Here is a 13,534-nt window from a genome sequence, read left to right as displayed (position 1 = left end):
TTTCTATGAATAATGATTAAATCTTTCTTAAAGATTAATATTATTTGTTACATATTTTTCTACCAATGTGATATACCATCTAGAATATTTTCTACGCATTTTCTATCTAATCCAACGCTTTATATATTCTCTATTGGTCTACGTAATTCCTTTTATTTCCTAGAATTGCCTAAAACAAGGCTCAGCGTAAAATCTATGAAACCTAGTTATCAAAACCTTATACTGACTCCTGAAGGACTAGAAAGAATGCAAGACATTATGATCGAAGCTGGCGAATTAGAAAAAAGAGTCCAGAGGACGCTATTGTGAATACTGAGTTTGCAAAAAGGCTATGGAGAAGTAGTAAATAACCTCAATATAAAACCTCCTGCGGTAGAATATTGCCCAAATTTCAGGGCCACTTCTCCTCTAGGAGGTTTACTTTTTCTAAGTTATTTATGTTTCTTTCATAACATAGCTTTTATTTATACCTGTCTTCATATAATGTATTAAGAGGTTAAGTCTCTTTTACTCGACTTCTTCTCCCGTTCTTCAGACTTTATGTATTCTAATAGATCTTCGGGCTGGCATTGCAGTTCTCGACATATCGCCTCTAATATAGAAAATCTAATGGCCTTTGCTTTATTGGTTTTTAGAATAGATAGATTAGCATTTGTAATGTTAATTCTCTCTGCCAGCTCGGTTAGAGAGATCTTTCTTTTGGCCATCATAACCGAGAGCCAAGAAGCCACTCATATGTGCTCAATCCCGCTGATTGAACCAGATCCAAATCGCTCTTCATATAGCGTTCTGCAACCTCTTGCGCAAAAGTTGTCTCTGAAAGTGTCACCGCCACGATAAAATCTGAAATCATATAAAAATAGGCACTTTCCATCCATCTATCAAAGTCCCCTGGCTTCATGAGAGATACGTTTGCAATCATGCCAGCTTACTGATATTACTTTTGTTGTTGAACACCACCGACACCAAGACGATTAATAAAATAATACCCAGCATAAAAACACCCCTTATTCTAAAATCTTTTCTTAATCCTATTTATATATTGAATACTACGCAATAAGTTTCTCTAATGTGCACTCATAAATATAAATCTTAATCCACTGCACTTCTTTTTACCGTTATCCTTCTGCATTTAATACCACATCCCAAAAGGAAAGGTGGTAACAAATTTGTCAATAATGATAATAGTGGTGATCCATTTAAACCTGATAAAAAATAAATCATAGTAAAGGGTGAGTAGTATAGATTATATATTATCCAATATTCGCTTAATTCTTTAGGCGTTTCGACTAAATTCATACCTGTTTTTGAAAGAGTATATATCCATAATCCAATACCAATTACTGCTATGATAGTGCCTGCAAAAAAATCATATTTTTCATCTTTACTACTATCTAATACCATACCTGCACACAAATATAATGAGATATGCAATATTATGAAAAACAATCTACTCATTATGTGAGTTGTGTACACTCCAAGGGTAGGTCCAGTCACAACAAATACAATAAGTAAGATAATCGATATTATTGAGATAGTTAAATGTAACGCCAAGGCTATAATATTATTTACTACTATCGTAGTAAATGAATGTTCTAAGAATACTTTTACATTTTTTATCATTTGTTTATCCCCCGAAGGCTTTATAATATTAACAGCTTAATAATGATCAAGCTGAATATTAACCAATTAAGTCGTCAAATAGCTTACTAATCTCTTTCTTGTCTTCATTTTCAATCGTCCATATCTTATTTCTTTCTTTTTTAAGAGAAAAACGTCCACTGGGTCGATAGGTTATTTCCAGCTTATTACTTTCTTTCCAGTCATAGCACACTATTTCTTTCCAATAGATAAAGCCTGTATCTGTTGTGATTCCTCTTTCTCTGATCTCTTTATTATTATGATACTTATATATGTATTGAAGAGAGATCAGAACCCATACTGCCCGTGGCATGATCATACGTATTGGATGCATATAATCATATCTCTCTATATTCACTCCTCTTGCAATTAAAAAAAATAACCATATACAGCCTAACATACTCCAAAAAAATATAGTAGCCTTGCTATCAAAATCTTGAGATGCTTTGAAAATAAGTTTACCTACGTATTTTTTTCTGTTAAGGTCTTTGATAAACTGGTATATGACTGATATTGCAGCCAGTAGTAGAATGATGTCAAAGAATTTTATCTCTCCCATTGCTTTCACTCCCTTTATGTAAGTTCATCATAACATATAGTGGGATAATTTTACATTACACTCTGCTAACAAAATACACATAGCTTCCTATACACAATAAGATGAACTAGCCACCTTCTTCACTCCTATCGCAGGTACCACTATATTCCTTTTTTAACTTAAGAAATTTACCCCATATGTCTATACTCTGTATTTATAATTTTTTAATATAAATGAATCCTTTCACACTTTTTTAAGAGTCAAAAAGAACCGTCCCCATTGACCATGACCATATTAAATCTCTTTTAACCCTCGAAGTTTATGATATGCAAGTATAGTTACTATGGATATATATGGAGATATAAAAATAATAATTCCACGGGTAAACCACAGTAACGCTTCATCATTTATAGGAAACTGCCCCCCCACATATCCAGGAAGTCTATTTGCAAAAAACATCAAGAACGGTATAGTCGTTACTATAGACAGCTTAACAACAGGTATTTTATACCCTTCCACCAGGTTCTTGCTAAAATTAAGGGCTTGGGAACCGCTGGATTGATCTAATACTGAGTGAAAAACACCAAACTGGTAGTGTACCATTAAATATAAAGCCGATATATAAATTATAATATTACAAATAACCTTTATTGCTATATTTTCTGCAAATATTAAAATAAATACTGGAATCATAAAGATCATAAAATATATTAGACCCAGTAAAATAGAAGTCCCTACGAAAGCCCAAAATCGCTCGTTACCTTTATTAATGGCTTCCCTTACGGAGTGTTGTTTATCATTTAACCTACCTTCAATAGACGTGTATATGCCAACAGTCACTCTAATACTCATGTAGAGTGACAATAGTATTACGGGCACCATTAATATAGAATGTACACTTTCAAGTTCTAGATTATAAAATAAGGGCTTAGCTACACCCCAGAAGAAGTTTAGATTGTCTGTAATAAAGTATAAAGAAGACAACATAATAAGATGTTTAAAATGGACTTTATAAAAATTTAGCCCCTCCTTTAAAATTGCACTAATACTAATTATTCTACTATCATTTTTTCTAATCACCAAATCTCCCCCTTTAATCACTTATTTAATTTTATTTCTTCTTAAAAAAGTTTATAATTATTATTTATTGAGCTATATTTATCATTCATTTTGTACTCTCGTTTTACTCGATTTCTTCTTCAGACTCTCTGTATTCCAATAGATCTCCGGGCTGGCATTGTAGTTCTCGACATATCGCCTCTAATGTAGAAAATCTAATAGCCTTTGCTTTATTGGTTTTGAGAATAGATAGATTTGCATTCGTAATATTAATTCTCTCTGCCAGCTCGGTTAGAGAGATCTTTCTTTTTGCCATCATAACGTCTAAATTTACAATAATCATTTTCGCCCCCCCGTTATACAGTCAAGTCATTTTCTTCTTTGATTTTGATTGCAAATTTAAACACATCTGCCAATACTAAAATAATGCATCCTATAAAAAGTGAAAAGACAAATCCAAAGCTAAAGGGATTTCCTTCTGTCACCATACGTGCAATCCCGATCACGATAAACTCAAATGTGCCTAATGCAAAGAATATATATGCCGCCCTTCGAAACCTAATCACGTTCTCCTCAACCAAGGGGTTTCGTGCAAATATAATTGTTCCCACAACCCTTTTTAGTATCACCACAACAATTAACAACGCTAAAAGATATATTCCTCCATAAAATGTAAGTATAAGGTTACCTACACCTACAACACTTTCCATTGTCACCACGTGGGAAATAAATCCAATTAGCGATAATATTACTAATAACCCTAGGAAATTTAATAAAACATTTAGATATTTTGCTGATTCTGGTGTTTTCATTTTCTAAAACTCCCCTCATTTTTTGTGGTGTTATGACATCTTCATGGTATTATTTTACTTTTATGTTTATCGTTTGTCAATAAATTTTTATCAATTATAGATATATTGACCTAAACTCAATATTTTTATCCACTCTATGGTAATGACAATTAAGCCAATTCCATCAATTCAATTAACCACTCCTTTCCTCTGGCAATTCATCTTGTACACATGATCCTTATTCCTTATCTATCGGATAAAATGTCCACCCTGCTCCTTCAAAATAATGATAGGTCCATTCATCATTTTCATTTTTCCGATAATAGTTTCTTCTGCGATACCCTCCACCCACAGGCCCCATTTCTTGTATTACTAATTCCGCTTCTTCCATTCCCCTACTTTTTCTAATATATGCTTTAAAAATATATGAATCTTCATCATATATGGTTGGAAAGTGTGCTGATTGATTTACAGTTAACCCGTGCTTTGTATCTTCTACTATAAGATTTTCGAAAAATTGTTCCGCCAATCGCTCAGGCATAGCAGTAGAAAAAAACGCTATCAAGTCGCTTTTATCCTCTATGTATTCTGGTAGGAAAATTATGTTATTCATCTCATTTACTATTGAATCATTATTAAACTCTTGTAAAGGTCTCCATGTCTCTTGAAGAACTGTCATAGCTTCACTTTTATCAAAACTTATTTCTTCGTATACTGACATGTATCGATGATATCCAATGCTGGCAATCAGCAGTATGCATAGTATTATCCTATTGATTTTCTCCTCACTCAACTTCATCGTTTACCTCCTTCCTTATCATAAAACTCATATCTATTACACAGTCGAGGATGCTGTTGCTTGATAGAAATTGATGATAAAAAACATTAACCGCAGTAACATTACGTATTTTGCTTCTGTTACTCCCTAGAAAGCTTACATGACTACTACATATAACAAGACCATGATATCATACTATGGAATAATTTTACATTACACTTTGCTAACAAAATACACATATCTTCCTATACAAAAGAAGACGAACTAGTCACTTTCTTCACTCCTATGGCAGGTACTACTATATTCCTTTTTTAACTTATGAAATCTATCCCAATTGCATTAAAGAAATGTTGATTAATGGATTTCTATATAAGGTTCATGACACATACCATTCTATTGGAACTGCTCAATTTAGTATTAGTTAAACTATATTAAATTTGGAAGTATTTGTATGAATCTTTACAGAATGATATAATTATACATAAGATGGAAAATGTAAAGTAAATATTATTTATATATGAAGAGGAACTGTGCTAAGAACAGTAAATTTAATTATAAAACCATAAAAAATTATTGTGAATAGGGGGAAAGTGAATGTCCAAAATAGTTTTAAAAGTTCTTAAAGTGCATTTGCCCTTATATTTTGTACTCTATATATCAGGCATTAGTATTTTGTACTTATTTTTAGAAATACCTAAAAAATTCTCGGATTATCTGTATGAATCCTTATTCTCATTTAGACATGTTGGAATTATATTAGCAATATTAATAGTAGAGATATTCCATCAGCACCTAAATAAAAACGCTTAAGTAAATTCAAAGAGATGAAAGAGAAGGTTCGCCCTGCAATTCAAGAACTCATTGCTGAAACGGATGAAATTGCTAAAAGTAACAAGGGCATTGAATCTGAAGAAATTAATAAGATTTTCTCTAAAGATGACTAACGCCTAAATAATTAGGATGCATGAATGGTTAGATTGTTTATATCAAAACACATAAAAAAACAGCACACCGCTGTTTTTTTGTTATGAGTAATAGTCTAAAGAGTCAAAAAGAACCATCCCCATTGACACCCTCCCCATTGACACCCAATACGCTCTATTCACCTTTTTTAATGGGTTGAATATGGGATAATTCTATTTTTTCTCCTTGCTTAATTACTACAAACTCTTCATCCCAAGGACCAGTTAAAAGTTTTTTCATATATCTAAGGGTTCCAGGAATTACTTCATGGATAAGATTTAAATCCGCAGCAACCTTTTGGGTTCTCTCTAGAAATTCCTCTAAGTCATATGCTCCAGTTTGAATAACGCCCAATCGTTTATAATGTTTTAGCATCATTTTATAAATTCTATCAGCCTTTTCTTTACCAGAACGTTTTACTGTCTCTTGATACTCTGCCCATATGTTGGTTTCATAATCTAACCAGCCCTTCGTCAAAAAATAAGTACCCGCTTCATTTGAAACCGCCTTTCGTGTTTCTGCAGAACCTAGTATCAAAGTAATACAATCATCTACACGTGGAAAAATTATTGAGGCATTAGTAGCGGTAACACCCAACAGAGAGTTGCCACAAAAACCAAAAGCTAGTAGTACTTGATCTACATTCGATATATGGTCAAGCTCTTCTTGGATTCTTTTTCTTAATTGATCATGTCTCACGTGAAGTCCTGAATCAATCCATAGAATAGGATATTTACAACTGATTTCTTCTATAGCCATATTTAGCTCATCTGCAATGGTTCGACAGGCAATAATTAAAATTCTCAATATTCATTCCCCCCTTATAATATAATTTAGATTATACCTGTATATTGTACGTAATATCAGGAAACATTTGGTGTCAATTATAAAGTTACTTCACTTACTATTCTTACTATACTAAATGCTGGTGTTGTCTGACTATTTCATCATTGTAAAGTGCTAGTGTAAAAAATCCAACTTTACCTCTCCCGGCATTATAGGTCATTTTTTGATTCATAGACATACGAACTACATCAATGCCACTACCCTCCATGGAATACTGTGTTTTTACTGGAAAAGAACAGGGCTTATCCTCAAGGGCCATACAATTTTTGCATACACTACACGGACCGGATCCCATGATGCATACATCCTCATCTTCAAATGTTTTTCTAAGGTTATTATTTATGTTGAGAATAAGTTCCATGGAATCGGTCATTTCTTTTCTTGATTTAATGGACGCAATTTTAGATAGGATAAAAGCATTCTTGTATTTCAAAACCCTTGCCTTTCTTTCATCCTCACTTCCAGCCCTGGGTGGACAACCATGGTTTTTATTAAAATTTCCGCAGGTATTTTTGGCACATTGATTAAAGACATCTTGTGAAAAGATAATATCAGTAGCTTTAATTTCTCTATACTCATCAAAGCCTATTTCTTTAAAAGCTTCTATTAATTGTTCTTTAAACATGCTGTTTACACCAACCCTTTCTGAAATATATCATTGACTATTTAGCATGAAAAGTAGGTAGATCGAGCAAATATAGTAGAAAAATTAGGATCAGAAGCTAATTCAATAAATTCTACAAATGCTGCAATAGCATCCGCTTCCTTATACTCGGTTGCAGAAAGTAGCGCTATCTTAGCACCAGTACCAGCAGCATTTCCTACCATCTTTATTTTACCCTCTAGCTCCTTTGGTATCAGACCAATCCTACAAGCGCTACTGGGATTAAGATAATTTCCGAAGGCTCCTGCCAATAACACTTCTGTTATATCCTCTGTTTTGATACCGTATTTTTCTATCAGTATTTTTATACCTGCAGCAATTGCACCCTTCGCTACCTGAAGTTCACGAATATCTTTTTGCGTAATACAAATCAGATTTCCATGGGAGGTTGAAGGGTGATCTACAAGTAAGAATGCTTTTTCCCCATGATGTTCTATTATATTTCTTTTAAATACCGCTGCTTTAGGATTTGTTATTTTTTCAGGTGATAAAAATCTGCCTCTCTTATCAATCATACCTAGCTGTACAAGACCTGCTACACCATCTAACAGTCCTGAGCCGCAAAGACCCTGTGGTCTTCCTCCTCCAATAACAGAGTATTCCAACTTTTCTCCAAAAATGATATGATCTATTGCTCCCACCGCGCCTCTCATACCACTACTGATCTGTGCCCCTTCAAAGGCGGGACCTGCAGCAGCAGAGCAGGTAAATAATCTATCTTTCGATCCAAGGGCAATCTCTCCATTGGTTCCAATATCAATCATTAATTTAATATCTGCGTACTTCTTCATTTCTGTAGCTAAGAGTACACCTACGGTGTCTGCACCCACAAAGCCTGCAATATTAGGCAAAACTAATATTTTGCCTGACTTATTCATAGCAATAGAAAAATTCGCAGCATTTATCTCTATAGCTTGACTGATGGTGGGAATATAGGGTGCTTTAGAAATATACTGTGGCGTTAACCCTAAAAAAAGATGATGCATACAGGTATTTCCCACAACGGTTACTACGTAAATCGCCTCGCTACTTACAGCAGATTTTTCAGTAGCCTCTGCTATAAGCTGATTCATAGCTTTCATAAGCACATCATGCATCAGTTTGAAATCGTTCTCCTGGCCAGCAGCATAATTACTACGGGTAATGACATCTGCACCAAATTTCACTTGAGGGTTTATCGTAGAAACAACACATAGTTCTCTTCCTGTATAAAGGTCCACTAGATACCCTACAATGGTGGTAGTTCCAATATCAAACGCCATACCTAATAATAGCTTTGTGGTATCTGCTGCTTCAATGTCTAAAACCTCGCTCCCCTGTGTGACTGCTGTGAGCTGGTAGCTATTAGCCCGAAGCATTTGAGGTAGCTTTTGTAAGATCGGAATTTGTCTATCTGTAGCTGTATGGTCCGTAGCTGTACTTTCATAAACAGCATCGATGAAATGCTTCCATTCAGATTGATGTTCTCCCAAAGAAGGCTTTTTAACCGCTACATATTTTTTCGTGATATGTGGCTCAATTTCTACTGCTCTTTCTGCTACGGATAACAAGGTTTTATGATGTGTAGCATGTACAGAAAAAGTTTCTACAGCCATATCACTATGTACTTCTGTAAAACAAGCAAGCTGTATCTCTCCTAGAATTCTCACCCTGCATTTTCCACACTTTTTTTCTCCCCCACATGGAAAATCAAAATCAATCCCGATATCTCTCATTGCTTGCATAACGGTAGTTCCTTTAAAAACTTCTATACTTTCTCCTTGAGGTTGAAAAAAAACCTTATATTTTTCCAATCTATTCTCCCCCTATTGGCTCATCCCCTGTAGTTTAATATAATCACCTCTGAAATAGGTTATCCCTAGACCCATGGGCTTATCATTACTATCATATAGTTTTTGTTCTACAACCAACAAAGCAAGTTCTTTGTCTATATGAAGTAATTTTTTTGTTTTTTCTTGGGGAATTTCAGTATAAATCTTTATCTCTTTTTTCATTGAAAAAAGAGATATATTCTTAGCTATCATTTCTGGAAGTGTAGCATGTTTAATTTCTTGTTCTACAATAGGTACCCCTTTATGGTACAGTAAATATTTAACATCATATGCCATTGGCTCTCCATCTGTATAAAACAATCTACGGATTCTTATGACTTTTTTATTCTGATGAATCTGTAGACTATTAATTAGTTTTTCATCCGGCATAATAATATCTACTTCTAATAGCTTGGCACTATCTACATTGTTAATTGAATTATGCATCTCATCATAGTAAATAGTATATTTATTATATTCGGGCTTTGCTACAAAATACCCCTTACCTGGAACGGAATAAATATATCCTTCATTGGTTAAGATAGCCAAGCTTTTCCTCACCGTCATTCGGCTAGTCTCATATTCTTTACATAGATTAACCTCAGAAGGTAGGTCGTCACCGGGCTTCAAAGTCCCACTATTAACTTTATTTCTAATACTTTCAGCTATATTCATATATACTGGATTTTTCATTAGTTATTACTCCTTATCCACGCCTCTATATTGCATCCATTGGTGGCATATTTTCACTCCTACAGAAGCATCATTGGCGAAGCCATCTGCTCCGATATAGGTACATATCTCCGAAGTCATATGATTTGCACCTAAAATAATTTTAAATTGTTTTCTTATACCTGCCTCATGCAGTGCATCTACTACGTCCTTCATTGATTCTATGGTAGGTGTTAATGCCCCACTTAATCCTATAATATCAGGTTGGTTTTCTATAGCTTTCTCTACAAAGAGATCTTTAGAAACATCCACCCCAAGATCTATCACTTTAAACCCGTTCGTCTCAAGCATACCTTTGAATATGTCTTTTCCGATATCATGAATATCTCCTTGTACAGTGCCAAGCAGTACCTTTCCAGCTTTCTGATTGCGATCATGCTGAAAATGAGCTACCATTTTATCAAGCTTTAATACTTCCTTAAAAATAAGTCCAGCCATAATTAAATCTGCAATATAGTAGTCCTTCTGTTCATACAGCTTTCCTACGCTATTCATACCTTCATTAATTATTTCCAACAAGTCTAAGGGCTGCATGCCTTCCTTTAATGCCTTTTTCGCTAATTCAATTACTTTGTCCTCGTCCAAGTCTTCCACATACTTAATAATTTGTTCTTTTAGCCCAGTTAAATTATTCATTTTATCCCCCATTAATCCCCAATATATTTGAGCCTTGTATCAATCTATTTATATCATAGCAGTTTATGCTTCAGTTTTAAAGAGATAAGACAGCTCATAAATATTATATTTATTAAGAGTCCAATGATATTTCAAATTTAAGCAGTAGCTTCAGTCCCTTATATTTCATTAGACTGTAGCTACTGCCACCTTACAATAAAAGCTTTATTTCATTTTCTCTACATTAATAGCATCATAACAAAACCAAACATCATTTCCTCATAGCCTTGTATTTTAGGAGCCATGACGCCTACAAGTCTTTTATCAATCTCTGGATGCTCCGCCAAATACTCTTCCCATGTTTTATAATACTTTGTATCCATGTTAAAACCCTCCTTTAATAATAGGCGTTATCTCTTACATATTCTAAAACAGCCTTCAAATTGTCAAGATTAACGCTGTCAGTAGTTATAATTACTTTATCAAAGCCGAATATATATTTACCACCTGGTGCAAGAATATCTATAAGCTCTTCGGCCTTATCAATACATTGCTCCTTTGTTCCGGTCTTTAATAGTGTAGTTGGATAAAAACCACTAAGAATATGCTTCTTACCTAGCTTTTCTTTTATAACTTTAGGATCTCCATATTCAAACATCATCCTTGTATTTTCAGGAAGTTCATATAAATAGTCAATATAACGAGTCCAATCATGCTCAACAAATAGTAGGGATGGATAGCCCATAGCTGCTAGCTCATCAACTAATGTTTTAAAGGTTGGCCAATAGAATCTTTCAAAATCCTTTGGTCGTATATAGGGTGCCATATGTAGTGGAATAAAGGTATTCCCATATGGACTTGGAGGTTGTGGTGTCATTCCCTGTTTTATCATTAATGGCGTTACTGCTTCACATGCTGCCTCCACTTTATCAGGGTATCTTCTTAGATCTCCAGTAATACCTTTGAATCCTCTCAATTGATCCGCTACAAAGTCAAAGGGTGCTTCCGTAAGTACGTCTATTCCTCCTATGGCGGAGTAGCCTAACTTTTCTGAAACCTTTGCACCCACCCCTATATCACTGAAGAATTCATCATAATATGCCTTAAAAGCTTTTGCAAACACGATAGATCTTTGAGCAGGATTGGTATCTAGTTCGGTATAGATTCTAGGTAGTATCTTTTCCATGATACAATCATATGGTGATGCAATAAATTCGTCGTATTCTTCAGCTTCTAACCCATGAACCTCTGGATGCTGCATAAAACCATTGGAGCTCATAATAAAATTTCTAGCTCCTAAGATTTTATAATGCAAAGGGTTTCTTAAGGCAATGCCACAAGGGTTTGTGTCTGTAAAAAAATCTTCTCCTACCTTCTCAAATGGCTTTTCAAGTGAAGGCATATCCCATTGAGATTCCGCTAAATCTGTACCCGCATACTGTATAGCAAATTCTATGGAGAAGTTCGCTGCAATTGGCACCCTCTTTGGAATTTCCCCCTCATAAATATCTTTAAACAATTGAACTCTTTCTTCTGCCAATTCTTTTGTATTCAACACTGTCGTATTACTCATACTATTTCACCCACCCCTTTAATTATATATTTTACTACATGAATAGAATCGCTTAGCGTTTAACTTTATACTATAGTGTCCATTTTCCTATCTGTCAATATGACAATGACCTGATTGCTGAATATTTATCTAACTTCTGCACGTGAAAGTGTATTCTTTTTGGTGTATTCCGCCACGGTTTTTTCATCTAGTTTATAGAAGCATATCAATGTAAATGACAACAAAGCACATGCAGCAGGTATTAATGTAATTACATTCATCATACTACTTACAAAACTTGGTGTAATTGCTACTGTTGGATCATATCCAATTGCGGCAAGTCCGAAGCCAATGACTGCACCACTTAAAGCTACACCTATCTTAATGGGCATAGAGAACATCGCCATAATTAAGGCTGTGCTATCTTTACCCGTTTTGAAAAAACCATATTCTGCTGCATCCATGTACATAGCAGGTCCTAGCGACATGGACAAAATTATTCCGATATTTGCCATAGCTGTTAGCCCTATAAAAATAAGGTAGTTTTGACCAAGTAAGCGCATCAATACAAATGCAATAAAGGTGATAGTAGTAGATAAAATATAGGTTTGTTTTTTACCTATTCTCTTAGCCGCCGCAGGGGCAATTAGACTACCTGCAAATGTACCTAGCGTACCAACAAACATACCTACTGTAATAAGACTTAAATTTCCTGCTATATATGCAAAATAGTAGGAAAGTAAACCTATTAATCCAAACATAGCTGTTGTCCTAAAAGAATCTGCTAGCATAATGATTAACAGCTGGCTATTACCAAAAATCTGTTTGCTCATTTCTCCTGCTGTCAATCCAGTTCCAGCACCTAGCTTTTTATTAGGATCATAGCTTTCATAGTCTTTTGTAATGCTAAAGGTATACCAATAACCAAATACCTGTAGGATCGCAAACAATGCTACTGTATAAAGAAATCCTTTTGCTTCATTTCCACCTCCCAATATACCAACAAGGGGCATAAACAATAATGCAAAAGCAACACCAGAAAATGTTTGAAACTGTGCTTTTCTTCCAGAGAGCGTCACTCTATCTACCGGTGTCTTACCTATAACAGAAATTAATGCTATGTGTCCATTAAAGGCGAAGTTAAAACCGATATGCCCTAATGTATAGACGACACATAAGAATATTGCTTGTGTTGCAGGATTCATATTAAAATTTGTAAACATTAAAATAAAGAACAAAGCTGTAACTGGAGGAGCTACCAGCATCCACGATCGAAATTGTCCCCATTTAAGTTGGGTTTTTTGTATGATAGCACCACTAATAGGTACTGAAATTGCATCGATAATTCGAGCGACAAGCAATATGAGTCCCACAACAGCTGCGTTGATTCTAATAATATCTGTTAGAAAATAGGCATAATAGGTTACCGCTCCCATCATCATCAAATTACAAGTCAAATCTGGCACGCCATAACCATATACAACCTTATTGGGAAGCTTTGCTTCTTCCATTTTACGACCCCCCTATGCTATTTTAAAAGCTCT

At 34.6% G+C, this 13,534-nt stretch carries 16 protein-coding genes; all 16 read right to left on the bottom strand.

The genetic code is table 11. The features are described 5' to 3' along the window. Window positions 1–488 precede the first annotated feature (488 nt). The 16 genes from AMET_RS10410 to AMET_RS10340 all read right to left on the bottom strand — a co-directional run bounded on the left by AMET_RS10410 (window position 489) and on the right by AMET_RS10340 (window position 13,501). A complete protein-coding gene (locus AMET_RS10410) occupies window positions 489–710 on the bottom strand; it encodes a helix-turn-helix domain-containing protein (protein WP_012063248.1) in 222 nt (73 codons plus the stop codon). Beyond that, window positions 707–922 (bottom strand): hypothetical protein, encoded by a 216-nt coding sequence (locus AMET_RS25770; RefSeq protein WP_157047227.1) that lies wholly within the window; start codon window positions 920–922, stop codon window positions 707–709. Before AMET_RS25770 ends, AMET_RS10410 begins: the two co-directional genes overlap by 4 nt. Window positions 923–1,092: 170 nt before the next feature. Then, window positions 1,093–1,623, bottom strand: a complete 531-nt coding sequence (locus tag AMET_RS10405) for a hypothetical protein (RefSeq protein ID WP_012063247.1) — start codon at window positions 1,621–1,623, stop codon at window positions 1,093–1,095. A 58-nt stretch (window positions 1,624–1,681) separates the two neighbouring features. Next, window positions 1,682–2,200, bottom strand: coding sequence for a DUF5673 domain-containing protein (locus AMET_RS10400; RefSeq protein WP_012063246.1), 519 nt, complete (start codon window positions 2,198–2,200; stop codon window positions 1,682–1,684). Window positions 2,201–2,473: 273 nt separating this feature from the next. Continuing rightward, window positions 2,474–3,259, bottom strand: coding sequence for a hypothetical protein (locus AMET_RS10395; RefSeq protein ID WP_012063245.1), 786 nt, complete (start codon window positions 3,257–3,259; stop codon window positions 2,474–2,476). Window positions 3,260–3,362: 103 nt separating this feature from the next. After that, complete coding sequence (locus tag AMET_RS10390; RefSeq protein WP_012063244.1) at window positions 3,363–3,581, bottom strand: helix-turn-helix domain-containing protein; 219 nt, start codon at window positions 3,579–3,581, stop codon at window positions 3,363–3,365. Between the two features lie 13 nt (window positions 3,582–3,594). Beyond that, complete coding sequence (locus tag AMET_RS10385) at window positions 3,595–4,050, bottom strand: DUF2975 domain-containing protein (RefSeq protein ID WP_012063243.1); 456 nt, start codon at window positions 4,048–4,050, stop codon at window positions 3,595–3,597. A gap of 217 nt (window positions 4,051–4,267) precedes the next feature. After that, the gene (locus tag AMET_RS10380; RefSeq protein WP_012063242.1) at window positions 4,268–4,828 is read right to left on the bottom strand and encodes a hypothetical protein; all 561 of its coding nucleotides are present in this window, start codon (window positions 4,826–4,828) and stop codon (window positions 4,268–4,270) included. Window positions 4,829–5,905: 1,077 nt separating this feature from the next. Further along, window positions 5,906–6,577 (bottom strand): DUF1638 domain-containing protein, encoded by a 672-nt coding sequence (locus tag AMET_RS10370; protein ID WP_012063241.1) that lies wholly within the window; start codon window positions 6,575–6,577, stop codon window positions 5,906–5,908. Between the two features lie 106 nt (window positions 6,578–6,683). Beyond that, entirely contained in the window at window positions 6,684–7,241 is a 558-nt protein-coding gene (locus tag AMET_RS10365) for a DUF2284 domain-containing protein (RefSeq protein WP_012063240.1), read from the bottom strand. A 41-nt stretch (window positions 7,242–7,282) separates the two neighbouring features. Further along, window positions 7,283–9,073 carry an ASKHA domain-containing protein gene (locus AMET_RS10360; protein ID WP_012063239.1) on the bottom strand — a complete coding sequence of 597 codons (1,791 nt, stop codon included), beginning with the start codon at window positions 9,071–9,073 and terminating at the stop codon, window positions 7,283–7,285. A 12-nt stretch (window positions 9,074–9,085) separates the two neighbouring features. Continuing rightward, window positions 9,086–9,784 (bottom strand): GntR family transcriptional regulator, encoded by a 699-nt coding sequence (locus tag AMET_RS10355; protein ID WP_012063238.1) that lies wholly within the window; start codon window positions 9,782–9,784, stop codon window positions 9,086–9,088. Window positions 9,785–9,790: 6 nt separating this feature from the next. After that, window positions 9,791–10,459 carry a cobalamin B12-binding domain-containing protein gene (locus tag AMET_RS10350; protein WP_041720625.1) on the bottom strand — a complete coding sequence of 223 codons (669 nt, stop codon included), beginning with the start codon at window positions 10,457–10,459 and terminating at the stop codon, window positions 9,791–9,793. A 218-nt stretch (window positions 10,460–10,677) separates the two neighbouring features. After that, a complete protein-coding gene (locus tag AMET_RS26260) occupies window positions 10,678–10,821 on the bottom strand; it encodes a hypothetical protein (protein ID WP_012063236.1) in 144 nt (47 codons plus the stop codon). Between the two features lie 14 nt (window positions 10,822–10,835). Further along, entirely contained in the window at window positions 10,836–12,011 is a 1,176-nt protein-coding gene (locus AMET_RS10345; RefSeq protein WP_012063235.1) for a uroporphyrinogen decarboxylase family protein, read from the bottom strand. A 125-nt stretch (window positions 12,012–12,136) separates the two neighbouring features. Beyond that, window positions 12,137–13,501: an MFS transporter gene (locus AMET_RS10340; RefSeq protein WP_012063234.1), complete on the bottom strand. Its 1,365-nt coding sequence runs from the start codon at window positions 13,499–13,501 to the stop codon at window positions 12,137–12,139. Window positions 13,502–13,534 lie beyond the last annotated feature (33 nt).

The organism is Alkaliphilus metalliredigens QYMF, assembly GCF_000016985.1.
Classification (GTDB): Bacteria; Bacillota; Clostridia; order Peptostreptococcales; family Natronincolaceae; genus Alkaliphilus_A; species Alkaliphilus_A metalliredigens.
The sequence above is the reverse complement of the archived record's forward strand: the minus strand, read 5'-3'. Positions and strand labels throughout refer to the sequence as shown.

What these genes read in the sequence shown, in the direction of transcription:
- AMET_RS10380 (WP_012063242.1), bottom strand. Translation starts at nt 4,828, where the DNA reads ATGAAGTTGAGTGAGGAGAAAATCAATAGGATAATACTATGCATACTG.
- AMET_RS10340 (WP_012063234.1), bottom strand. Translation starts at nt 13,501, where the DNA reads ATGGAAGAAGCAAAGCTTCCCAATAAGGTTGTATATGGTTATGGCGTG.
- AMET_RS10365 (WP_012063240.1), bottom strand. Translation starts at nt 7,241, where the DNA reads ATGTTTAAAGAACAATTAATAGAAGCTTTTAAAGAAATAGGCTTTGAT.
- AMET_RS10390 (WP_012063244.1), bottom strand. Translation starts at nt 3,581, where the DNA reads ATGATTATTGTAAATTTAGACGTTATGATGGCAAAAAGAAAGATCTCT.
- AMET_RS26260 (WP_012063236.1), bottom strand. Translation starts at nt 10,821, where the DNA reads ATGGATACAAAGTATTATAAAACATGGGAAGAGTATTTGGCGGAGCAT.
- AMET_RS10345 (WP_012063235.1), bottom strand. Translation starts at nt 12,011, where the DNA reads ATGAGTAATACGACAGTGTTGAATACAAAAGAATTGGCAGAAGAAAGA.
- AMET_RS10410 (WP_012063248.1), bottom strand. Translation starts at nt 710, where the DNA reads ATGATGGCCAAAAGAAAGATCTCTCTAACCGAGCTGGCAGAGAGAATT.
- AMET_RS10400 (WP_012063246.1), bottom strand. Translation starts at nt 2,200, where the DNA reads ATGGGAGAGATAAAATTCTTTGACATCATTCTACTACTGGCTGCAATA.
- AMET_RS25770 (WP_157047227.1), bottom strand. Translation starts at nt 922, where the DNA reads ATGATTGCAAACGTATCTCTCATGAAGCCAGGGGACTTTGATAGATGG.
- AMET_RS10350 (WP_041720625.1), bottom strand. Translation starts at nt 10,459, where the DNA reads ATGAATAATTTAACTGGGCTAAAAGAACAAATTATTAAGTATGTGGAA.
- AMET_RS10355 (WP_012063238.1), bottom strand. Translation starts at nt 9,784, where the DNA reads ATGAAAAATCCAGTATATATGAATATAGCTGAAAGTATTAGAAATAAA.
- AMET_RS10405 (WP_012063247.1), bottom strand. Translation starts at nt 1,623, where the DNA reads ATGATAAAAAATGTAAAAGTATTCTTAGAACATTCATTTACTACGATA.
- AMET_RS10385 (WP_012063243.1), bottom strand. Translation starts at nt 4,050, where the DNA reads ATGAAAACACCAGAATCAGCAAAATATCTAAATGTTTTATTAAATTTC.